General features: G+C 62.7%; 22 protein-coding genes. 8 read left to right on the top strand and 14 right to left on the bottom strand.

Translation table 11 applies throughout. From position 1 onward, the window contains the following. Positions 1-155: 155 nt before the first annotated feature. Positions 156-3,659: a carbamoyl-phosphate synthase large subunit gene (gene carB / locus ACWTU8_RS01600; protein ID WP_455846767.1), complete on the top strand. Its 3,504-nt coding sequence runs from the start codon at positions 156-158 to the stop codon at positions 3,657-3,659. 191 nt (positions 3,660-3,850) lie between these two features. On the opposite strand, the gene ACWTU8_RS01595 is transcribed toward carB, so the two are convergent. Both ACWTU8_RS01595 and ACWTU8_RS01590 read right to left on the bottom strand, forming a co-directional pair. After that, positions 3,851-4,315 (bottom strand): DUF6644 family protein, encoded by a 465-nt coding sequence (locus ACWTU8_RS01595; protein WP_455846766.1) that lies wholly within the window; start codon positions 4,313-4,315, stop codon positions 3,851-3,853. Beyond that, positions 4,316-4,705, bottom strand: coding sequence for a DUF6152 family protein (locus ACWTU8_RS01590; protein WP_455846765.1), 390 nt, complete (start codon positions 4,703-4,705; stop codon positions 4,316-4,318). A 563-nt stretch (positions 4,706-5,268) separates the two neighbouring features. Here ACWTU8_RS01590 and ACWTU8_RS01585 point away from each other — a divergent pair. Then, positions 5,269-5,589, top strand: a complete 321-nt coding sequence (locus tag ACWTU8_RS01585; RefSeq protein ID WP_455846764.1) for a DUF1476 domain-containing protein — start codon at positions 5,269-5,271, stop codon at positions 5,587-5,589. A gap of 123 nt (positions 5,590-5,712) precedes the next feature. On the opposite strand, the gene ACWTU8_RS01580 is transcribed toward ACWTU8_RS01585, so the two are convergent. The 3 genes from ACWTU8_RS01580 to ACWTU8_RS01570 form a co-directional block, all read right to left on the bottom strand. Then, positions 5,713-6,264 (bottom strand): DUF4142 domain-containing protein, encoded by a 552-nt coding sequence (locus ACWTU8_RS01580; protein ID WP_455846763.1) that lies wholly within the window; start codon positions 6,262-6,264, stop codon positions 5,713-5,715. A gap of 142 nt (positions 6,265-6,406) precedes the next feature. Continuing rightward, complete coding sequence (locus tag ACWTU8_RS01575; RefSeq protein WP_455846762.1) at positions 6,407-7,150, bottom strand: DUF899 family protein; 744 nt, start codon at positions 7,148-7,150, stop codon at positions 6,407-6,409. 297 nt (positions 7,151-7,447) lie between these two features. Further along, positions 7,448-7,870, bottom strand: a complete 423-nt coding sequence (locus tag ACWTU8_RS01570; protein WP_455846761.1) for a lysozyme inhibitor LprI family protein — start codon at positions 7,868-7,870, stop codon at positions 7,448-7,450. Positions 7,871-8,070: 200 nt separating this feature from the next. Here ACWTU8_RS01570 and ACWTU8_RS01565 point away from each other — a divergent pair, with 200 nt between their 5' ends. Further along, positions 8,071-8,412 (top strand): hypothetical protein, encoded by a 342-nt coding sequence (locus tag ACWTU8_RS01565; RefSeq protein ID WP_455846760.1) that lies wholly within the window; start codon positions 8,071-8,073, stop codon positions 8,410-8,412. 246 nt (positions 8,413-8,658) lie between these two features. Here ACWTU8_RS01565 and ACWTU8_RS01560 read toward each other — a convergent pair whose 3' ends face one another. Both ACWTU8_RS01560 and ACWTU8_RS01555 read right to left on the bottom strand, forming a co-directional pair. Continuing rightward, entirely contained in the window at positions 8,659-9,147 is a 489-nt protein-coding gene (locus ACWTU8_RS01560; RefSeq protein ID WP_029350102.1) for a GNAT family N-acetyltransferase, read from the bottom strand. A gap of 110 nt (positions 9,148-9,257) precedes the next feature. Continuing rightward, the gene (locus tag ACWTU8_RS01555; RefSeq protein WP_455846759.1) at positions 9,258-10,124 is read right to left on the bottom strand and encodes a transglycosylase SLT domain-containing protein; all 867 of its coding nucleotides are present in this window, start codon (positions 10,122-10,124) and stop codon (positions 9,258-9,260) included. 180 nt (positions 10,125-10,304) lie between these two features. Here ACWTU8_RS01555 and ACWTU8_RS01550 point away from each other — a divergent pair, with 180 nt between their 5' ends. Next, on the top strand, positions 10,305-10,874 hold the full coding sequence (locus ACWTU8_RS01550; RefSeq protein ID WP_455846758.1) for a methylated-DNA--[protein]-cysteine S-methyltransferase: 570 nt from the start codon (positions 10,305-10,307) through the stop codon (positions 10,872-10,874). 12 nt (positions 10,875-10,886) lie between these two features. Here the strand turns inward: ACWTU8_RS01550 and ACWTU8_RS01545 are convergent, their stop codons facing one another. Further along, positions 10,887-11,213, bottom strand: a complete 327-nt coding sequence (locus ACWTU8_RS01545; protein WP_455846757.1) for a hypothetical protein — start codon at positions 11,211-11,213, stop codon at positions 10,887-10,889. A gap of 331 nt (positions 11,214-11,544) precedes the next feature. Between ACWTU8_RS01545 and ACWTU8_RS01540 the strand changes: the two genes are divergently transcribed. Further along, positions 11,545-11,757 carry a cold-shock protein gene (locus ACWTU8_RS01540; RefSeq protein WP_023678332.1) on the top strand — a complete coding sequence of 71 codons (213 nt, stop codon included), beginning with the start codon at positions 11,545-11,547 and terminating at the stop codon, positions 11,755-11,757. A gap of 319 nt (positions 11,758-12,076) precedes the next feature. Here the strand turns inward: ACWTU8_RS01540 and ACWTU8_RS01535 are convergent, their stop codons facing one another. The 3 genes from ACWTU8_RS01535 to ACWTU8_RS01525 form a co-directional block, all read right to left on the bottom strand. Beyond that, the gene (locus ACWTU8_RS01535; protein ID WP_455846756.1) at positions 12,077-12,688 is read right to left on the bottom strand and encodes a glutathione S-transferase family protein; all 612 of its coding nucleotides are present in this window, start codon (positions 12,686-12,688) and stop codon (positions 12,077-12,079) included. Between the two features lie 112 nt (positions 12,689-12,800). Beyond that, on the bottom strand, positions 12,801-13,655 hold the full coding sequence (locus ACWTU8_RS01530) for an EAL domain-containing protein (protein ID WP_029350093.1): 855 nt from the start codon (positions 13,653-13,655) through the stop codon (positions 12,801-12,803). Continuing rightward, the gene (locus ACWTU8_RS01525) at positions 13,652-14,545 is read right to left on the bottom strand and encodes an EAL domain-containing protein (protein WP_455837884.1); all 894 of its coding nucleotides are present in this window, start codon (positions 14,543-14,545) and stop codon (positions 13,652-13,654) included. Before ACWTU8_RS01525 ends, ACWTU8_RS01530 begins: the two co-directional genes overlap by 4 nt. A gap of 198 nt (positions 14,546-14,743) precedes the next feature. Here ACWTU8_RS01525 and ACWTU8_RS01520 point away from each other — a divergent pair, with 198 nt between their 5' ends. Then, entirely contained in the window at positions 14,744-15,946 is a 1,203-nt protein-coding gene (locus tag ACWTU8_RS01520) for a pyridoxal phosphate-dependent aminotransferase (RefSeq protein ID WP_455846755.1), read from the top strand. A gap of 59 nt (positions 15,947-16,005) precedes the next feature. Here the strand turns inward: ACWTU8_RS01520 and ACWTU8_RS01515 are convergent, their stop codons facing one another. Beyond that, positions 16,006-16,401, bottom strand: a complete 396-nt coding sequence (locus tag ACWTU8_RS01515) for a (R)-mandelonitrile lyase (RefSeq protein WP_455846754.1) — start codon at positions 16,399-16,401, stop codon at positions 16,006-16,008. 344 nt (positions 16,402-16,745) lie between these two features. Between ACWTU8_RS01515 and ACWTU8_RS01510 the strand changes: the two genes are divergently transcribed. Further along, a complete protein-coding gene (locus ACWTU8_RS01510; RefSeq protein WP_455846753.1) occupies positions 16,746-18,797 on the top strand; it encodes an elongation factor G in 2,052 nt (683 codons plus the stop codon). 821 nt (positions 18,798-19,618) lie between these two features. Beyond that, a complete protein-coding gene (locus ACWTU8_RS01505; RefSeq protein ID WP_455846752.1) occupies positions 19,619-20,119 on the top strand; it encodes a methyltransferase family protein in 501 nt (166 codons plus the stop codon). A gap of 44 nt (positions 20,120-20,163) precedes the next feature. Here the strand turns inward: ACWTU8_RS01505 and ACWTU8_RS01500 are convergent, their stop codons facing one another. Continuing rightward, positions 20,164-21,060, bottom strand: a complete 897-nt coding sequence (locus tag ACWTU8_RS01500; protein ID WP_023799796.1) for a LysR family transcriptional regulator — start codon at positions 21,058-21,060, stop codon at positions 20,164-20,166. Positions 21,061-21,134: 74 nt separating this feature from the next. Then, on the bottom strand, positions 21,135-22,109 hold the full coding sequence (gene trxB / locus ACWTU8_RS01495) for a thioredoxin-disulfide reductase (protein WP_065012013.1): 975 nt from the start codon (positions 22,107-22,109) through the stop codon (positions 21,135-21,137). Positions 22,110-22,359: the final 250 nt, after the last annotated feature.

Below are 22,359 nucleotides of genomic sequence, written 5' to 3'. Positions count from 1 at the left end.
TGCCCTACTGCCCTACTCGCATTTTAGGGGGTTACATCGGGCAAAACTCTTCCCTATAAGGCCCTCCTAGCCTGATACCAGAATCGCGAGCACAACCGGCCGGGTCCTCCCCGTCCGGTTTTTCGTGCAAGCCGCCTGCCGAACGGACCCTCGATATGCCAAGACGCACCGACATCAAGTCGATCCTGATCATCGGGGCCGGCCCCATCGTCATTGGTCAGGCCTGCGAGTTCGACTATTCGGGCACCCAGGCCTGCAAGGCGCTGAAGGAAGAGGGTTTCCGCGTCATCCTGGTCAATTCCAACCCGGCCACCATCATGACCGACCCGGAGCTGGCCGACGCCACCTACATCGAGCCTATCACGCCGGAGGTAGTAGCCAAGATCATCGCCAAGGAGCGGCCCGACGCACTGCTGCCGACCATGGGCGGCCAGACCGCGCTCAACACCGCTCTGTCGCTGCGCCGCATGGGTGTGCTCGAACGCTACAATGTCGAGATGATCGGCGCCGATGCGCATGCCATCGACAAGGCCGAGGACCGGGCGCTGTTTCGCGAGGCGATGAACAAGATCGGCCTGGAGACGCCGAAGTCGATGCTGGCCAACGCCACCGACGTCAAGAACGCCGACCGCAAGACGCACGAGGCCGAGCGCGCCGCGCTCAAGGCTGAGAAGCCCGAGAACCTCGACGCCGCGCTCGACGCGCTGGAAACCCGCTGGAACCTCGGCGAGGGCGACCGCAAGCAGCGCTACATCAGCTACGCCATGGCGATCGCCGCACAGGCGCTCGACCATGTCGGCCTGCCGGCCATCATTCGCCCGTCCTTCACCATGGGCGGCACTGGCGGCGGCATCGCCTACAACCGCGCCGAATTCTACGAGATCGTCCAGTCCGGCCTCGACGCCTCGCCAACCACCGAAGTGCTGATCGAGGAAAGCGTGCTCGGCTGGAAGGAGTACGAGATGGAGGTTGTCCGCGACAAGGCCGACAATTGCATTATCGTCTGCTCGATCGAGAACATCGACCCGATGGGCGTGCACACCGGCGATTCGATCACCGTCGCCCCTGCCCTGACCTTGACCGACAAAGAGTACCAGATGATGCGCAACGCCTCGATCGCGGTGCTGCGCGAGATCGGCGTCGAGACCGGCGGCTCCAACGTGCAGTTCGCCGTCAACCCGGCCGATGGCCGTCTGGTGGTGATCGAGATGAACCCGCGCGTCTCGCGCTCCTCCGCTCTCGCCTCCAAGGCGACCGGTTTCCCCATCGCCAAGATCGCCGCAAAACTCGCCGTCGGCTACACGCTGGACGAGCTGGAGAACGACATCACCGGCGGCGCGACGCCGGCCTCGTTCGAACCGTCGATCGATTACGTCGTCACCAAAATCCCGCGCTTCGCCTTCGAGAAATTCCCCGGCGCCGAGCCGGTGCTGACTACGGCGATGAAGTCGGTCGGCGAGGTCATGGCCATCGGCCGCACTTTTCAGGAATCGCTGCAGAAGGCGCTGCGTGGACTGGAAACCGGCCTGACGGGTCTGGACGAGATCGAGATCCCCGGCATCGGCCACGGGAGCACGCCAGCCAACCACGCCGACGACCGCAACGCCATCCGCGCCGCATTGGGCACGCCGACGCCCGACCGGCTGCGCATGGTGGCGCAGGCGATCCGCATGGGCACCTCGCTCGAAGATGTGCACGCCATGTGCAAGATCGATCCTTGGTTCCTCGAGCAGATCGCCGGCATTTTGGCCATGGAAGATCGCATCCGCGAGCATGGCATCCCGCAGGACGCCGCCAATCTGCGCATGCTGAAGGCGATGGGTTTTTCCGACGCGCGCCTCGCGTCCCTGGTCAGGAAAGACGCGGAAGAGATTCAGAAGATTCGCGAAAAGCTCGACGTTCATCCGGTTTACAAGCGCATCGACACCTGCGCCGCCGAGTTCGCCTCGCCCACCGCCTACATGTATTCCACCTATGAGACGCCATTCGCCGGCGCGCTCGCCAACGAGGCGCAGGTGTCGTCGCGCAAGAAGGTCGTCATCCTCGGCGGCGGCCCGAACCGCATCGGCCAGGGCATCGAGTTCGACTATTGCTGCTGCCACGCGGCTTTCGCGCTGCGCGATGCTGGCTTCGAGGCGATCATGGTCAACTGCAATCCGGAGACCGTCTCGACCGACTACGACACCTCGGACCGGCTCTATTTCGAGCCGCTGACGCCGGAGGACGTGCTGGAGATCGTGCGCGCCGAACAGGCGTCGGGCGAGTTGGTCGGCGTCATCGTCCAGTTCGGCGGCCAGACGCCGCTGAAGCTCGCCGACGCGCTGGAGAATGCTGGCATCCCGATCCTCGGCACCTCGCCCGACATGATCGATCTGGCGGAGGATCGCGACCGCTTCCAAAAGCTGCTGCACAAGCTTGGCCTCAGCCAGCCAAAGAACGGCATCGCCTATTCGGTCGAGCAGGCCCGCCTCGTCGCCGGCGAGCTCGGCTTCCCGCTGGTCGTGCGCCCGTCCTATGTGCTCGGCGGCCGCGCCATGCAGATCATCCACGACGAAAGCATGCTGCAGACCTACCTGCTCGACACCGTGCCCGGCCTGGTGCCGGAGGACATCAAGCAGAAATACCCCAACGACAAGACCGGCCAGATCAACACGCTGCTAGGCAAAAATCCGCTGCTGTTCGACACCTATCTCAGTGGCGCCATCGAGGTCGATGTCGACTGCCTGTGCGACGGCAAATCGACCTTCGTCTCCGGCATATTGGAGCATATCGAGGAGGCCGGCATCCATTCGGGCGACAGTGCCTGCTCGCTGCCGGTGCACTCGCTGCCTTCGGAACTCGTCGACGAGCTGGAGCGCCAGACAGCCGCACTTGCCCGCGCGCTCAATGTCGGCGGGCTGATGAACGTGCAATATGCGATCAAGGACGGCACAGTCTATGTGCTGGAGGTCAACCCGCGCGCGTCACGCACCGTGCCCTTCGTCGCCAAGACCATCGGCCGTCCCATAGCGAAAATCGCCGCCCGCATCATGGCCGGCGAAAAGCTTGAAGACGCCTTCGCCCATTACGGCGCCATGCCCGACCCTCGCAATCCCGGCCACATCGCGGTCAAGGAAGCCGTCTTCCCCTTCGCCCGCTTCCCCGGCGTCGACATATTGCTCGGCCCGGAAATGCGCTCGACCGGCGAGGTCATGGGCCTCGACCGCGACTTCGCGCTCGCCTTCGCCAAGAGCCAGTTAGGGGCCGGCGTCGACCTGCCTCGCTCCGGCACGCTGTTCGTCTCGGTGCGCGACGAGGACAAGAAGGGCATATTGCCGGCGGTCAAGCGCCTTGCCGGCCAGGGCTTCAAGGTTATGGCCACGTCAGGCACCGCCCGCTTCCTCGCCGAGAACGGCGTCGTCGCGGAGAAAATAAACAAGGTGCTGGAAGGCCGCCCGCACATCGAGGACGCCATCCGCAACCGCCAGGTGCAGATCGTCTTCAACACGACTGATGGCCAGAAGGCGGTGTCGGACTCCAAATCGCTGCGCCGCGCCACGCTGATGCAGAAAGTGCCGTATTACACGACGCTGTCGGGTGCGGCCGCGGTGGCGGAGGCGATTGCGGCGCTGAGGGCGGGGAGTTTGGAGGTTCGGCCGCTGCAGGAGTATTTTGCTTAGGTGATTAGCCGATCTCCCTCCTTGTGGGGGAGATGGCCGGCAGGCCAGAGGGGGGCGCTGTCCCGCCAACGCTGCGATTCCTACAGCACCCTGATCCTTTCGTGCCGATCCGCCTACCCCAGAGGGTGAAGAGGGCGTCCGAACCCGCCCGAGATTTGACCGCAAAACAGCTGTCTTTGCCGTCGCTCGCTCTAGTTGAGAAACCCAATAAACCGTCCGGCGAACAGCACCGACGTCCACAGCACCAGCGAGAGCACCGCCAGCACGGTGATGACCCCACCTCCCGGCTCGTTACCCCCCTTTGCGCGACGCATGAAGACGAGGAAGTTGGCCCCGGCCAGAAGGATGAGGGTCATCTTGGCGAGGAAAATTGGCATCGCCGCATATTCGCTCGCCCTGACTGAAAACAGCAGCGACCCCGTGACAAGCGCGCCGGCGAACGCGGCCAATGCCGTGCGGCGCAGCAGCGCGATGAACGCCGCGTACGGCAGCGAGCGGAAGGCGCCGAGGACCCTGAGGTCCATCAGCCAGACGCTGGTCAGCAGCGCGCCGATCGACATGATGTGGAGCGCGTTGACTATGGGATAGGCGACGAAGGAGGCCTTCAGTGCCCGCACCAAGGCGAGTTGCTCGATGCCGGCGAGGAGCTCGTCCATTCAGGCCGGCGGGACGCGGTCGGGATAAACATCATAAGTCTTGCCATTGACGATGATGCGGGATGCTTTCATCCACTTCTCGGTCTCGTCGCGCGAGCGGTGGCCGATCGCGGTCACCTCGTCGCCGACTTTGGCGACCTCCTCGGTGAAGCCGGCGGCGATCGTGCGGGACGGCGGCGCCAAATCCACCCGCCAGACCTCGCCCTCTGCGTCGACATCCAGCGTGGCGTGCGGATTGCCAATATAGATGGCCGTGATCTTGCCCCGGAGTTCGAAGAACCCGTCCTGGGTCCACGACCAGCCGTGATGTGCATAGGCTGCGGTGGCAGCGGCAAGGATTACTGCCGCTGTCAGCGTGACGCTCCGAATCCCGTTGAAAGGTGACTGCATCACTCGCCTCCTCCGTTCGTCCGGCTATTCGAGAGTAGGTCACGGCGCGGCAACGTCAAATCACATCGGTGCGAAGGCCGTTGGCCACCGCGATCGATTGTCGATGTCGGCGCCGCCCCTCAACCCCTGCCGGGCACCCCACGTCAAACATTCCGCAGCAGGCGCCGCCGGCGAAGCTGCCGATCTCCCCCTTGCGGGGGAGATGCCCGGCAGGGCAGAGGGGGGTGCTGTCCCTCCGACCTGTCAACCAATTATAGCCACGCCCTCAGGCCGTTTCCGGCTAGGAATGGTTTAAAATCGAGAGTTGGCGATCCTTCCCACCCCCCTCTGTCCTGCCGGACATCTCCCCGGCAAGGGGGGAGATTGGATGCCGCGTCGGCTTTCGCCAACCACCAACGTTGGAAGGCAGGGCAATATGGCAGCGCCAACCTGAAGCGATTGCCGTTCGGCAGGAACGGTCCGGTCTTGCTTCTGACATCCATGCACGCCATGTTCGGCCCCTAGCCCGCTCTTCTTCTCCATCGAATGAAGATCGGAGACTTAACATCTGAACGAGGCACACCATGAGCAGTATGAGAGACCGTCAGGAAGGCTTCGAAAAGAAGTTTGCGATGGACGAGGACACGAAATTCAGAGCCATGGCGCGCCGTAACAAGCTGCTCGGCCTATGGGCGGCTGAAAAGCTCGGCAAAACCGGTGAGGACGCCGACGCCTATGCGAAAGAGGTGGTGCGCGCTGACTTCGAAGAGGCCGGGGACCACGACGTTTTGCGCAAAATACGCGCCGACTTCGACGCGGCCGGCGTCGCCCAGTCGGATGTTCAGATTCGCGGCGCCATGGACGAACTGCTGGTGACCGCGGTCGAGCAGATCAAGAACACCTGAGAGCTGCGCCAGCCTAAAGCGCGTCGCGACGCGCTTTAAGCTCTCGTTTTATGCATGTCGTTATCCCAAAAACCGCTGCACATCCTCGGTCAAGCCCGAGGGCATGCTTTTGGGCGCCATGCATTAGCTGTGGGCGGCCACCAAATCCTTTATGCGCTTTTCGTGCGTCCGCAGCGTCGGTAGCGTCTTCTTGGCGAATTCCTTCAGCGCCGGGTCTTCGCCCGACTGCGCATAGGTGGAAAACAGCGCCAACGCCTGCTTGTGCGCCTCGGTCTGCAGGAGGATGTATTTCGCCTGGAATTCATCGCCATCCAAGCCCTTGAGCTGGTCGAGCATCGCCTGGTCCTTCGGCAACAAAGCGGGGCCGCTCGCCGTCACCGAGGCCGTGGTCTGGCTCTGTTCCAGAGCTGCCTTGAAATCCTCGCCAGCCTTGGTGTGATCCCTGACCATCAGCGCGGCGAATTCCTTCACATCTGCGGCGACATTCTTTTGTTCGGCCAGCTTGCTGCTTTCAATCTCGAAGCGATTGGCGCTGGGGACGGTTCTGGAGAAGGTCTCGGTGTCGATCTTGGTTTCGTCGACGGCAGGTATATCGGCCGGCGCGGCGGATTGGGCGAAGGCCGCCGGCGCGGCGGCAAGCAAAGCGACCATGACAAGCGTGAGATGCGGTTTCACAGGAAATCTCCGGGTTTGTGATCCTCGAAGAGTTCAACGCGACACAAGCGGCGAAGTTGCGCGACGGGACAGGAATGAGGTTTCGGCGATCCTGCCAACACAGCTCGGCGCCGATACGCCGGAATGTGCTTGGCTGCCAAGGTCAGTGGCAGCACGCGCCGGCATACTGCAGCTGCTCGTCCCAGTCCGGCCGGCCTTCAGGTGTGAAATCCATCAGGTTCCACAAGGGCTCGCAGGTGCCGACGGCGCGCGGGTCCTGGCCGGGTTCGGTGGGCGCGAAACCAAGCTCCGAACTCCAGAAATGGCGAATGCCATCGGCGTCGCGATGGAACACCGACAGCATCGGCAACTGCGCGCCGTCGTCGGCCTCGGCGTGGTAGTCGCGCTTGAACCTGTTGCCGGCCGAGGAGAGCAGCCGCATGTTCGTCCAGCCACGGTCGCGGCCAAGCGTGATCAGGTTTTCGAGCGCGGTCTTGCCCACCACGGCGAAGTTGAAGCCGGCGGCCTCCAGATGGCCAATGGCGCCGTCGAACTGATCGAGCAGCGCCGTGCAGGACGGGCATGGCTGGTCGGCCCGCGCGAGCTTCGCCGTGCCGCCGCTTGTCGCCACGTCGCGCGTCTCCTGCGGATGGCGCGGAAACATCATCGAGTAGACGATCAGTGTGTCCTTGCCAGGCGAAAACAGCTCCGACAGTTTTATCCGGGCCGGCTTGCCGTCGGGGCCAAGCCGGTCGAACACATAGTCCTCAGGCACCAGCCCGCCCGGCGGCAGTGCGCGACGGGCGACGGCTACATCCTCCATGGCGCGGCGCAGCTCGATCTCCTTCTGCAAAAGGGTTTCGCGGGCGGCGCGGTATTCCTGGGATTCGTTGGGAAAGGTGATCATCGTCATCTCCATCAGCCGTGCGTTTGACGACGCCTGCCTGTTCGCGGCAACGCGCCTTGCCTCTCAAGGACGCATCGCGAAGGACGGTTCCGACATTTTTGCACACGCAGGCGGCAGAAGTCCCCTCACCCAGCCTCCACTTCGCTGCTGACCTCCCCCAAGGGAGAGGAGACTGTCAACGCCGGTGCCAACCTCTTCTCCCCGCCGGGGAGAAGGTGGCCGCCCACGGGTCTTGCCTCCGGCAAGCCCGAGGACAGGCTCCGCGGCCGGATGAGGGGGATACCGCGACAAACGAAGTTACCGCGCCGCCGGCACCGGGCAGTTGGCATCGCCTTCCTGGCAATTGAGGTAGCCCTGGAAATCCCTCAGCCGGTTGTCGGTGACGGCCTCCTGGCAGCCGGCGACGACCATTGGATACATGCTGCCGGCCATGTCGGGCGGGCCGCCCTGAAATTTGCACTCGGCATCGCGGAAAGCGACCCAGGCGCGCTGCGCATCGACCAGCAGCTTCTTTGACGCCGCATTATCCTTCAGCCGACCCTCGATCTGCTTGTAGGCGTCGTTGAGCTTTTTGTCGGCATTCGCGAGCGACTTGCCGGCGCATTCGTTCATGGTCGTTTGATCCATCGCATTGGCGCAATCGTCGGCCGCTCGCGCCTCGTTGGCGAATAGCGGAACGGCGAGGATTAAGGTGGCGAGGCCGGTTTTGGGAAGCCGCATCGTGTTTCTCCGATTTTCGAGGGCCCCCGCTGTAACAAAGCTTAACCGTGAGACGAATACAGGCAAGATGCAGCTTGTCGCTTTGGTGGACAGTTCCTTTCAGGTCGGCTCCGACGACTGCGAAGCAATAGCGTTGCGGAACGGGATGCATCTCACCGCATTTTTCGTTCAGGATTATAGGTCCATATCGGGGAAGAACCATGCGCGAAGCCGACAATGACGAAATCGACCTGCGCTGTCCGCAGATCGTTGCCGACAATGCCGCCATGGGCCTCAGGCTGCGCGGCATATTTGGTCGCGGCGGCACCGAGGTCGGGGTTGCGCGGGCGACCGAGCTCAAGAACCGCGATAAACTTTCGCCCTCCACCATCCGGCGCATGGTCAGCTATTTCGCCCGCCATGAGGTCGACAAGAAGGGCCGTAACTTCGGCAGTGAAGAAAACCCGTCGGCCGGTTACATCGCCTGGCTTCTATGGGGCGGCGACGAAGGCCGCTCCTGGGCGCTCGAGCTCAAGCAGAAGATCGGCAACGCGCCCGACTGAGCGATAACAAAGCAGTTGGCCTTGGAAACAGGAAGATTCGCGGGCGGGCGGATCCCGAACCCACCTCGGGACCGGCCGTGGAACGCGGTTGACACATGCCGGTGCAGCCCCCTCCGACACCTTCCGTTCGTTACCCCGACCGAACGGCGTGACAGGGTGTTAGCATTTGCGGATGGAGACCTATGTGAAGCAGTTTCACAACAATACACTTTCCGCAGCGTGAGGGCGGAACCGACCAGAGCCGGGCTAGCCTTCCCAGTCGACTTCGAACATTCCCAGTCGCTCATAGAGCCTGACCGCGGCGGCATTTTCGACCGTGTTGGTTTTGAGATCGACATGCGCAGCGTCCCGTGCGCGAAAGGCGGCGAAGACGTGCCACATCAACGCTTCGGCGATGCCTCGGCCGCGCGCCTCGGGATGGACGGCAAGGTCCTTCACGAACGCCCTCGTCCAGCACAGCGCCGCGCCCGCCAGCCGACCCTTGCTGTCGATGACCAGGAAACACAAGGCAGGGTCGAATTCCGCGTCGCTTGAAATGCGCGGCCACCATTCGTCGAACGGCCCGTCGGCGCCATCGTCGAACACGGTGGTCAGCAGCGCATGCAAAGCGAGCGCGTCGGTGGCATCGAAGCCGCGCATGACAAAACCTTCCGGCCAGCGCGGCGGAGCAAGCGTGTCGTCGAGGATCTTGCGCAGCCTTATGTCGTTCGGCGCCGGCGGGCGCGGCTCAGGCATGGTGTTTAATGCCTGTCGCGCAAAAGTGCGCAGCGGTTTTGCGATAACGACATGCATAAAAACAAGACCTGAAAGCGCGTCGCATGTGTCCATTCAAACGCGACGCGCTTTCAGGCATCGGGCTGCAGGCGACGGCGGCCGCGGTCGCGGCCAAGGCCGGTTTCTTCCAGCATGCCCTTGCGCTTGGCGTCGTAATAATAGCCGCTCTGGTAGAGGCGGTCGGCGCGTTTGGCGTTACCGCCGGCCACCAGCCAGGCGCCGCGCAGATATTTCACCGCATATTTCAGATTGGTCTCGGCGTCGAACAACCCGCTCGCCGGCCCGTCATAGCCCATGCCGCGCGCCGTCGCATGCTTGATCTGCATCAGCCCCCAATGGCCGCGATTGTAGGCCTTGGGATTGAAGGTGCTCTCGCGGCTGACGACACGGCGCACCAGATCGACCGGCACCTCATAGAGAACGGCATATTTCTCGATCAGCCGTTCGATCTCGCCGCGCGGTCCCGCCGAATACTCTTTGGCAGGGCTGGTCGAAAGCAGGGCGGACGGATCGCCAGGCACGACATAGGCGGCCTGCTGAACGCCGGGCATTGTGTTGCCTGTCTCGCCGGTGACCGGCATGGCGACAGCGGCCGTCGCATAGACAGGTGCTGCTGCGCCGGCTGGGGCGGCACCGGCCGTCATGGCTGCAGGTGCAGTTGCGGCCAGCGGGGTCGGCCCGGCAAAGGCTGCTGGCTGGACAGGCGTCGCGGCGGGGTCGACGGCCAGCGCCACCGTCTGGACAGGCGCGATGCCGGACGATTCCGGCAGCACCGAAACCGTGTCGGGCAGCGCCAGCGTAAAGCCGGCATCAGCGCCGGCGGCGGCGGTTTCAGTCAGGGAAGGCACGGCCTTCGTCTGCGAGGTCGAGCTGCAGCCGCTGAGACCGGCCGCAGCGAGCATCACGCCGATCGCGGGAAAAATGATTTTTGCTGGCAAGCCGCGCTCGGGTCCGGTTCGTCTGTTAAGAAAGTCCTTACACCAGCGCCTTTCCCCCGGCAATCCGCAGCCTGTTGTGTACTTCGAATGATTTTCGGGTGGCAACAGCAACCTGAAAATGCGATATCTCGTTCTCGATATGTACTGGATTCCCATCCGTTTCTGCGGAAGGAGCACATCATGGAAAGCACCTCTCAGGCCATCGCCGGCCACGCGGTCTTCGAAACCGTGATCGGCTTCATGGGGATCGCCTGGAGCGAGGCCGGACTGACGAGGCTTTGCCTGCCCCAGCGCAACCGCGACGCGGTGGAACGCCGGCTGCTGCGCCATGCCGGCAGCGCCGGTTCGAGCGCCCAACCGCAATGGGTTACCGAGCTGATCGAGTCGATACAGGCCTATGCAGCCGGCGAAGACATCGATTTCTCCGGTGTGCCGGTCGATCTCACCGGCGTCGACGATTTCCGCCTCGCCATCTACGACGCGGCGCGCAAGCTGGCCTTCGGCGAGACCACCACCTATGGCGAACTGGCCAAGCGCGCCGGCCATGCTGGGCTGGCGCGTGAGACGGGTGCGGCGCTCGGCGCCAACCCGGTGCCGCTGGTCATCCCTTGCCACCGCATTCTTGCCGCCGGCGGCAAGATCGGCGGTTTTTCTGCGCCGGGCGGCTCGACCACCAAGGAAAAGATGCTGGCGATGGAAGGCGTGCGTGTCGGCCCGCCGCCGCCGACGCAGGTATCATTCGGATTCTGAGGCCGGACGTAGCTAGTCCGGAAAGATGCGCCGGCGGAAACGCCGGTCTGTGTCCACCCGCTTGCATTTGTAGACGATGCAGGACGTCGTATCGGCGCTTGGCACTGACGCCCGTGCCCTGACCTCCCCCATGTTGCAGAAACGCTGGCTCCGCACATAGCGGTCGTAGAGCGGCAGTCCCGGCGTGCGCGTCGACTGGTAACGCAGGATGACGGCGCCCTCTCGCGCGATCGTCGCGCGCACCGTGCCGCAGCTCATGCGGCTCGGGTCATAGCGCGAGATCGCCTGCGCCTCGGCGGCCATTAGCGTCAGGCAGACGGCAAGCAGAACAGTTTTCATGGTCCTCTCCCAAAACAGGACCTGACGCCCGCAGGCGGCACGATCCTTCCCCGCAACGTGCGCGACAGGCGATGCGAACCCTCCGCAACGCGCGACGTTGCAAGGCTTTCACGCGATTGGGGCGGCCGTTGGGCAGCGCCGCATCAGCGCCTTTTTCGTGCCGTCTTGTTTTTTGCGGAGAAGCGGACTATATGAGGTCCATTGATATTTCGGCCGATCGATCCGGGCCTCGCGATATTCGCGTTTGCTGACGTCTATCTCCAAAATCTCGATACAAACCGGCTGGACTTCGGTTCGGTCAAGCTAAAGCAAACGTATAAGGACTATCGAAATGGCAACAGGTACGGTCAAGTGGTTTAATTCCACCAAGGGTTTCGGCTTCATCCAGCCTGACAGCGGCGGCGCGGACGTTTTCGTCCACATCTCCGCAGTCGAGCGCGCTGGGCTGTCGACCCTGGTCGAAGGCCAGAAGATCAACTTCGAGATCGAGCAGGACCGCCGCACTGGCAAGTCGTCCGCTGGATCTCTGAGCAAGGCAGCCTGATTTTGCGAATGGCGCGCGCCGGGCGATAGCTCGGGGCGCGCGGCAAGTCACGGATGTACTGACGGTCGCGCGAGAAGCGCACCGGAGCGAAAAACCCCGACAAGCCGAAGCAGCAGATTGCTGCCGGCCCGGACCAAACGCTCCCGATCAGGCTACCAAGCATGGAAGGCGGGATTTTGTCCCGCCTTTTTGCTGTTCGGATTCCATCTCTGTTCGGTTTTCGTGTCCCGGCCGAAGGCAGCAAGCCCCGCCGGGCGTTGCGCCTTTTGGTGCGTCCTGCCCGGAGCGAGCCGCGAAGCGGCGACGAGTGAGGACAGTACTACCCCAGCCACTCCATGGGCACATGCCCCGGATCGGCCTCCACTCGTTTCAGCCAGGCCGCCACCGCCGGATAGGCGTCGAGCTGAAAACCGCCCATCTCGGCCGTATGCGTATAGGCGTAGAGCGCGATGTCGGCGACGCTTAATGCCTCACCGGCAAAGAACGCACTGCCCGCCAGATGCTTGTTCATTACGCCGAGCGCCTTGTGGCCGCGCTCCAGCGTCACCGCCAGCCGTTCCGGCGTCGCATCCTTGGCCCGTTCGGGAAAGGTGAGCAGCGCCTTGCGCACCGCGATATAGGGTTCGTGGCTATACTGCTCGAAGAACAGCCACTGATAGGCCAGCGCCCGCTCGTATCTGTCGGCCGGCAGGAACCGCGTGCCTTCGGCGAGGTAAAGCAGGATGGCGTTGGATTCGGCAAGCCGCCTACCGTCGTCGAGCTCGAGCAGCGGCACCATGGCGTTCGGGTTCTTGGCGACATAGTCGGGCTTGCGCGTGTCGCCGGTGTGCGAACTCACCTCGACATTGGTGAAAGGAATGCCGAGCTTGGCCATCAAAAGCCGCGGCTTGTAGCAATTGCCGCTGTCGATCATTCCATAGAGTGTGGTCATTTTTGCTCCCATCGCCGCTCCCCTCGGGAGCCGCCTTTACCGGCAATTATCCTGGCAGCGAGGGCTTATTCCAGTGATTTGTTTTGGCGCAACCATCAGCGCCGCTGATAGATCACCCAAACAACGGCACGACGTTGTTGTCCCTGCCAAGCAGCCTGTCGATGGGCAGCGGCTCCTCGTCGAAGTTCGTGCCGGCCAGCGCCGGCCGGGCAAGGTAAAAACCCTGCATCAGGTCGACGCCGCCGTCGAGTGCCACGCGCAGATGCGTGGATTGCTCGATGCCTTCGACCAGCACCTTGGTGCCGCGGTCGTGCAACGCGGAGACCAGCGGCCGGAAAAACCGTTCGGCGGCGGCATGGCGACAGAATTCCGCGAACCAGGTGCCGTCGATCTTGACGATGTCGGGCCGGACAAGCGCAACCCGCTCTTCCGTCGAATGCCCGGTACCGAAATCGTCGATGGCGATGCGGATGCCGTCACGCCGCATCTCGCGCGCCAGGCTGACAAGCACCTTGTCGTCGGCCGCCTGTTCGGTGATTTCGCAGACCAGCATGCCGGGGTACAGATCGAACTCGGCGAGATGCCTGGTCATCAGCCTGATCTCAGCCAGCGCTCGCCCGGGGTCATCGTTGATCAGCGGATTGTAGTTGAAGAATAGGTCGAGCCCGTCGACGCCGATGTTGCGGAAGTTCCGAAGATGCAGCACCCGGCACATCGTCTCGACGAACAGGCGATCCGCCACGGGTACGCCCTCGAAAAATACGCGTGGCGCGACCGACCTGCCGGCGCGGTGCGGCTCGATCAGGCCTTCGACCGCGACGGCCTTCAAAAACCTGCCGCGCGGCGCGAAGATCGGCTGGTAGGCGCTCCTCAGCCGGAACGCGCCATAGACGCCGTATTCGATACCGACCTCGTCGGCAAAGATTGCCTCGCCGACATTGCGCCGCCTGTCGGGCCGCCCGGTCATGGCACCACCTTGCGTCCGAAAGCCCGTTTCGGCCTCGGCGAAGGCGAGACAGTCGCAGGCGCCTCGTCGGCATCGGCCACTGCCACCGGCATCTGCCTGTCCTTGCCGAAGACGTGAAAGCTGGTCGGCGCAAGCTCCGGGCGCGCCAGCGCGAATCCCTGCACCATCGAGGCTCCCGATTTTTCAGCCAGTTCAAGCTGCCAGCTCTCCTCGATGCCCTCGAACACGGTGCGGATGCCTTGCTGTTCGAAACTTGCCACCATGGCGGTCAGCAGTGCGAAACCGGCGCCGGACTCCATCAGTTGCATGATCCAGTGGGCATCGAATTTGACGATGTCCGGCCTGAGCTCCTTGATGCGGTTGATGTCGGACTCGTCGGCGCCGTAGTCGTCGACCGCTATGCGAAATCCGTTGGCCCTGAGTGCCTCGACGAAATTGTAGAGCGTTTCCTGCGACGCCGATTTCTGCTCGGTCACCTCGCAGACGACCCGGTTCGCATCGATCTCAGCCTCATGCAGCACCAGCCGCATGTCGCGCAGCGCCTTGTCGGCGATGCTGCGATCGGTGAACACCGACGGATCGAAGTTAATGAAAATGAATGCCTCTTGCGGCAGGCAGGCGCCGGCGTTCAAAAGATGCAGCGTCCTTGTCAGCGCCTCGATATGCAGGCGGTCGACCGTTGGACAGGTGTTGAAAAAGCTCACCGGCGACTGCGGCTCGCCGTCGCGGAACGGCCGGATCAGCCCCTCGAATCCGGTGACGGACAATTTGCCGTTGCTGAAGGCGAAGATCGGCTGGAAAGCGCTCTGCAGCGTATAGATGCCCCAGACACCGCTGGCGGTGCCGTCGTCATGACGGACGATATGGACATGCCCGATGCTGCGCGACACGGTTCCTCGCTCTGCGAGACTGGGTCGTGATCCAGCCACTCGGGGTTTTACCGCCTGTAGGTGAATTTATTGTTGCCGAATTTGCCGGGGATTTGAGATCTGGCTCATCCGACAGTGCTTGCGCTTGGCGGAATGATGCGACATGAGAAGCGCCGCGGTTAGATGGACCGCCTGCATCCCCAAGGAGATAACATCGTCATGGCCTTTCTTGCTGACGTCCTTTCCCGCGTAAAGCCTTCCGCGACCATCGCGGTGACGCAGAAAGCACGCGAGCTGAAAAACGCCGGCCGAGACGTGATCGGGTTGGGTGCCGGCGAACCGGACTTCGACACGCCGGACAACATCAAGAACGCTGCGATCGAGGCTATCCGCCGCGGCGAAACGAAATATCCTCCGGTTTCCGGCATCGTGCCGCTGCGCGAGGCGATCGTCGAAAAATTCAAGCGCGAGAACAATCTCGACTACCGGCCGGAGCAGACCATCGTCGGCACCGGCGGCAAGCAGATCCTATTCAATGCCTTTATGGCGACGCTGAATCCCGGCGACGAGGTCATCATTCCGAGGCCGTACTGGGTCAGCTATCCCGAGATGGTAGCGATCTGCGGCGGCACCCCGGCATTTGCCGACACCTCCATCGACAACGGCTTCAAGCTGACGGCGGCGGCGTTGGAAAAGGCGATTACGCCGCGCACCAAATGGCTGTTGATGAACTCACCGTCGAACCCGTCGGGCGCTGCCTACACCGAGTCTGAATTGCGCGCTCTGGCCAACGTGCTGTTGAAGCATCCCGATGTCTGGGTGCTGACCGACGACATGTACGAGCACCTGATCTATGGTGACTTCGTCTTCAAGACCATCGCCGAGGTCGAGCCCAAGCTTTATGAGCGCACGCTGACGATGAACGGCGTCTCGAAGGCCTATGCCATGACTGGCTGGCGCATCGGCTATGCGGCCGGGCCCGTGGCGCTGATCAAGGCGATGGATATGATACAGGGCCAGCAGACCTCCGGCGCCTGCACCATCGCCCAGTGGGCATCGGTAGAGGCGCTGAACGGTCCGCAGGATTTCATTGCGAAAAACAAGGCGATCTTCCAGGCTCGGCGCGATCTCGTCGTGTCGATGCTCAATCAGGCGCGCGGCATCACATGTCCGTCACCCGAAGGTGCTTTCTACGTCTATCCGTCCTGCGCCCAGTTGATCGGCAAGAAGACCAAAGCCGGCAAGGTGATCGACAGCGACGAAGCCTTCTGCTCGGAGCTGCTCGAGGCCGAGGGCGTAGCGGTCGTGTTCGGTTCGGCCTTCGGTCTCGGCCCCAACTTCCGCATCTCCTATGCCACGTCGGAGGCGTTGCTCGAAGAGGCCTGCACGCGCATCCAGCGCTTCACCGCCTCGCTGATCTGATCAGGCGCATCTCGAACACCAAACCCGGCTCGCGGTCGGGTTTGGTGGGCTCAAAAGCCTTAGCCGCCATACTGCTCGTCTGTCACCATTTCCAGCCAGTCGGCATGGACGTCGTCGAGCGCCTCCTGCATGGCGATATGCGCCATCGCCGATTTTGGACCGGCGCCGTGCCAATGCTTTTCATCAGGCGCGAACGAAATGACGTCGCCGGCCCTGATCGCCTGAACCGGCTCGCCCCAGCTTTGCGCGAGGCCGGCGCCTGATATGACATAGAGCGTCTGGCCCAGCGGATGCGTATGCCAGTGGGTACGCGCGCCGGGCTCGAAACTGACCATGATGGCGCGCAGCCGCGCTGGCGCTTCCTTCTCGATGATTGCCGTCTGCCACACGCGGCCGGTGAAGTACTTTTCCGGCGCAATGGCGGTCGGCACGCTGCCGCAGGCAATGATCTTCATCGTCGCGAGTCCTCAAGCTGATGGCGGATCGGTCGGCGACGGCCGTTCCTTTTTGTCGCAAGAAGCGGGCACTTTCGTCCGATAACCATCACGGCGCAACCGCTTTTGCGGCTGTTCGGCGACGGGCTTTGTCGCGGGATTGATGGGAGGCTGGGCTCGCATCCGACGGCTTCGCCGATCACGGCTCAACATCCACGACATCAGGCGATCCTCAAATCCCTTGCCCTCCCGGCTAACCCGTGGGACGATGCCTTTGGGTAGGTGGCAAACTGAAAAAAGCCCCGCCCGCGACGGTCGACAGGCCGGCCGCCGCTCCCAGGGAAACGCCTGAGTGGAGGTCAGTCATGGGAACTCGCGCCGGAGGACGACGCACGGGACCGAAATGCATTGCCATAGTCGGTCCCTTTGCAAGCGGTAAGACGACACTTCTCGAAGCCATATTGGCCCGCACGGGCGCCATTCCCCGCCAGAATCCCGTTTCCTCGGGAAACACCGTTTCCGATCATTCGCCCGAGGCACGCGCCCACGCCATGAGCGTCGAGGCGACGTTTGCGACCACCGAATTCATGGGCGAGAAACTCACTTTCGTCGATTGTCCCGGCTCCATCGAATTCTCCTTCGAGGCAGAGCCGGTCCTCGCCGCCTGCGACATCGCCGTGGTCGTCGCCGAAGCCGACGAGAAGAAGATCCCTGCCCTGCAGCTGATCATGCGCAAGCTCGACGATCTCGGCGTGCCGCGCATCATGTTCCTCAACAAGGTCGATAAGGCGATATCAGGCGTGCGCGACACGCTGAAGTTGCTGCAGCCGGCAAGCTCGGTGCCGTTGCTGCTTCGCCAGATTCCGCTGCGCAAGAACGGCGTCGTCATCGGCTCGATCGATCTCGCTCTGGAGCGCGCCTATATCTATCGCGAATATGCCGAAAGCGAGGTCGCCCAGATTCCCAGCGACGACAAGGCGCGCGAACTGGAGGCGCGCTTTTCCATGCTGGAGACGCTCGCCGATCATGACGACCAGTTGATGGAGCAGCTTCTCGAAGAGATTGAGCCGCCGAAGGACGCGATTTTCGACGACCTCGCCGCCGATCTGCGTGACGGCGCCGTGACGCCGGTGCTGATCGGCACCGCCGAGAAGGGCAATGGCGTGCTGCGCCTGTTGAAGACGATCCGCCACGACGCGCCCGACATCGAGGCGACCCGCAAGCGCCTTGGTGCACCTGATGGCAATGCGACCGTGGTCCAGGTGATGAAGACCATTCACACCGCCCATGGCGGCAAGCTGTCGGTCTCGCGCATTCTGTCCGGCCAGCTTGCCGACGCCTCCGAGCTCTTCCTTTCGAATGGCACCACGGCAAAAGTCTCCGGCATCTACAAAATGCTCGGCAAGGACCAAACCAAGCTCACCTCGGCCAGGGCCGGCGACACGGTCGCGCTCGGCAAGCTGGACGACGTCACGACAGGTCAGACCTTGAGCTCGGCAAAGGGCGGCATCAAGCCACTGGTCACGCTGATGCCGCCGCAGCCGGTCTTTGCGTTCGCGCTGCGCCCGAAGGAACGCAAAGACGAAGTGAAGATGTCGGCAGCCATCCAGCGACTTGCCGAAGAAGACCCCTCGCTCAGCCTGCGCCACAATCAGGATTCGGCCGAAACCGTGCTGTCGGGCCATGGCGAGATGCATCTGCGTGTCGTGCGCGAGCGGCTGGAGGGCAAGAACCAGATCCCGGTCGAAGGCCATGCGCCGGCCGTGCCTTATCGCGAGACGATCCGCAAAACGGCGCAGCAGCGCGGCCGCCACAAGAAGCAGTCGGGCGGCCATGGCCAGTTCGGCGACGTGGTGATCGAGATCAAGCCGCTGCCGCGCGGCTCCGGTTTCCAGTTCACCGACACCATCACCGGCGGCGCCGTGCCGAAAACCTACATCCAGTCGGTCGAGACCGGCGTGCGCGATTATTTGAAATCCGGCCCGCTCGGCTTTCCGGTGGTCGATGTCGCCGTCAACCTGTCCGACGGCTCCTATCACGCTGTCGATTCGTCGGACATGGCCTTCCAGATGGCGGCGAAGCTGGCGATGAAGGAAGGCATGGCGGCCTGCTCGCCGGTGCTGCTCGAACCGATCATGAAGGTCGAGATCGTCACGCCGTCCGATGCGACGTCGAAGATCATCGCCCTGATCCCGCAACGGCGGGGCCAGATCCTCCGTTATGACGCGCGGCCCGGCTGGCCGGGATGGGATATCGTCGAGGCGACCATGCCGCAGGCCGAGATCGGCGATCTGATCATCGAGCTGCGTTCGGCTACCGCCGGCGTGGCCAGCTATCGCGCGACCTTCGACCATATGGCCGAACTCACCGGCCGCTTGGCCGACGAGGCGATGAACGCCAACGGCAAGGCCGCCTGACACTGGATTTTGGCGCCAGTATCGCAGGCTGCAGAACACAAGGAAACGGCGTCCGGAATGATCCGGACGCCGCTCTCTTGCGGACCGTCTTCGTGGGAGGCGAAACGGCAGGTCCGCCGCACATGCCGCCAGCGCCTGACGGCCTCAGCGGAAGAATGGTTCGGACGCGGTAGCCGCCTGAGCCCGGATCGCCCGAGTGATGCCCCCATCTCCCGCACGAACCACACCGCGTCCTATGATCTGCTTAGTCGATGCTGGGCGCCTGTGACAGGTTACCTGAGGTTACATGTCACTGTTACGTGACAATTTCGGTCGGCTTTCCCTCAGCGCCAGCAGGTTTCGGGCAACAAAAAAGCCGGATCAATGAAGATCCGGCTGAGTTTGATTGGAAGTGCCTGTTAGGGCTAACCTCCAGAGGGGAACACTCGAGGGCGCTAATGGGAGGAGAACGCGCCCAGGAGATGATCTATATATGTGCTCATCATGCTCAAGAAACAAGCATCTATTTTGCAACACACGCATGCAAAATGACACAGGCTGTGGTCTAACCCATTCCTTGGCCTCATAGGACCAGCAGAATCGTCGAAATGCGGTGCACGGCCAGGCAAAGATCATTGGGAAATAGCGAATCAGAGCCAATTCTCGGCCCGAAACGCAAAAACAACGAATGACGTCGAATCAGGCAATACGCGTTTATTTTTGCAGCAGCCGCATCGGCCCGAGATAGGAATCGCTTTTCGGAAGCACGATGTGTAGATTCAAGTGCTAGAGCGTATTTTGTGCGTCCAAGTGGACGCACGTCGCTCTAGAAGGAAGCCTCGATGAGGACACGTCAGGCGATCGCCGGCAGCGCGCTATTCTTCATCGCAGCGCCCGGCATGGTCGCGGGATTGCTGCCCTGGCTGTTGACCGATCGCTATCGTCTGCCATGGTCGACCCAGCCCGGCTTGGTCCCGGTCGGCTGGGTCCTGATTGTGGTCGCAGCGGCCTTGCTGCTTCATGCCTTCGCCCGTTTTGCTTTCGAAGGCCTGGGCACGCCCGCCCCGGTTGCGCCGACCGAGCAACTGGTTGTCGGCGGTATCTACCGCCATGTCCGCAACCCGATGTATATGGCGGTGCTGTCGATCATCCTTGGCCAGGCACTGCTGTTTTCGAGCTGGGCTCTCGTCACCTATGCCACTATCGCCGCCATCGCCATGGTCTCGTTCGTGAAGTTCTACGAGGAACCGACGCTTGCCCGCCGCTATGGCGCCGGCTACGAGGCCTACCGCCGCGCCGTCCCAGGCTGGCTGCCCCGCCGGACCCCGTGGCGCTGCCAGTAAGAGTTCATCGTCGGCGGTGCAAGACGGAAGCGATTTTCTGAAGGTTAGAACGACCAGCTTCGGGCCTTGGCGATAATGAAATCGCGGAAGACGTGCAGTTTCGCCTGGTTCTTCATCGCATCGGGATAAGCGAAATAGGTGTCGAAGGACGGCACTTCGGTCTCCGGCAGCAATTGCACCAGCCCTGAGTCCTTGCTGACCACATAGTCGGGCAGCATGGCGATGCCGGCGCCACCCTGTACCGCGCGCTTTATCGACAATATGTCGTTGATCTGCAGCGTCGGCACCCTTTGCCCGCCTTCGAAATCACCCACCGTTTCCAGCCAATTCAATTCCGACAAATGCGCCGGCACCGGCACGCCGAAGGTGACGATGCGATGGCTCTTCAACTCGGCGATCGACGCCGGCTTGCCATACTTGTTGACGTAAGAAGGAGCGGCGTAGAGATGGAAATGCACGGTGAACAGGCGGCGCTGGATGAGATCAGGCTGCTGCGGCTGGCGCAGCCGGATCGCGCAGTCCGCCCGGCGCATGGTGAGGTCGAGTTCCTCGTTCGCCAGGATCAACTGCAGGCTGATCTCGGGATAGAGCTCGATGAATTCCTGCACGCGCTCGGTCAGCCAGCCGGCACCGAGCCCGACCGTGGTCGTCACCCTGAGCACGCCGGAGGGCCGATCCTTGGCCTCGGTCAGCCGCGACTTGATCGTCTCCAGCTTCATCAGCACGTCATGGGCCGTGCGGAACAGCATCTCACCCTGCTCGGTCAGCACCAGGCCGCGGGCATGGCGATTGAACAGCGGCACGCCGACGTCATGTTCGAGCGCGCTGACCTGCCGCGAGATCGCCGATTGCGACAGATGCAGTGTCTCGGCGGCATGGGTGAACGACCCAGCTTCCGCCGCAGCGTGAAACACGCGTAGCTTGTCCCAGTCCAACGCCATGATGCCCCTCGCTCTGTTTTTTTGGCGTTTGAATGAAAAATCAGGCTTTTGCGCGGCTTTTCTCGGCCGCTTCCTTACTCCGCCGCTTCGCGGTGAACTTCGATCCCGGCGAGGTACTTTTCCGCCTCGAGCGCGGCCATGCAGCCGAGCCCCGCCGCCGTCACTGCCTGGCGGTAGATGTCGTCGGTCACGTCGCCGGCGGCGAACACGCCCGGCACGTCGGTGCAGGTCGAATCCGGCGCCGTCCACAGATAGCCGTTCGGCTTCTGCTTTAGCTTGCCAGCGAACAGCTCAACCGCCGGCGCATGGCCGATCGCCACGAATACGCCGTCGACCGTCAGATGCATCTCCTGGCCGCTCACCAGATTGCGCAGCTTCAGTCCCTCCACCGACGGCGGCAGCGGCATCTTGCCGGACTGACCGGTGATCTCGTCAACGACGGTGTCCCAGATGACGCGGACATTGTCCTTCTTGAACAGCCGCTCGCTCAGGATGCGCTCGGCGCGGAAGTCGCTGCGCCGGTGGATGACCGTCACGCTCTTTGCCAGATTGGAAAGATAGAGCGCCTCCTCCACCGCCGAATTGCCGCCGCCGATCACGGCGACATCCTTGCCGCGATAGAAGAAGCCGTCGCAGGTCGCGCAGGCCGATACGCCGAAGCCCATGAAGGTCTGTTCGCTCGGGATACCCAGCCATTTCGCCTGCGCGCCGGTGGCGATAATCAGCGCGTCGGCCGTATAGGTGGTGCCGGAATCGCCCTTGGCGCGGAACGGCCGCACATTGAGGTCGACCTCAGTGATGATGTCGTTGATGACGTCGGTGCCGACATGCTCGGCCTGCTTCAGCATTTGTTCCATCAGCCACGGACCCTGGATCGGATCGGCGAAGCCCGGATAGTTTTCGACATCGGTGGTGATCATCAACTGACCGCCCTGCTGCAGGCCGGCGACGAGCATCGGTTTCAGCATGGCGCGGGCGGCGTAGATTGCCGCCGTATAGCCAGCGGGACCGGAGCCGATGATGAGAACAGGCGCGTGCTTGGTGGTCATGGACGGGCTTTCACAACAACCGGACGCGAATGAAGCGTCCGGCACAAGGATCAATATCGGCCCCTAATCTAGGTGTTGCAGGCGACGCCAGCAAGACGACCGCGCCGTCGTCCCCGGAAAGCTTCCGCACAAACAGACGATCCATGAACATCTTGCGCGGTGACTGTCCGAAAATCACCGACTGAGGGGTGGAATGGACACCGAAGTCGTTTAATTACAAGATCACGAAAGATTCTTGCGTGAAGCGCCG

It is taken from the genome of Mesorhizobium sp. BHbdii, from assembly GCF_053848045.1.
This window is presented reverse-complemented; position numbering and strand designations above follow the sequence as displayed.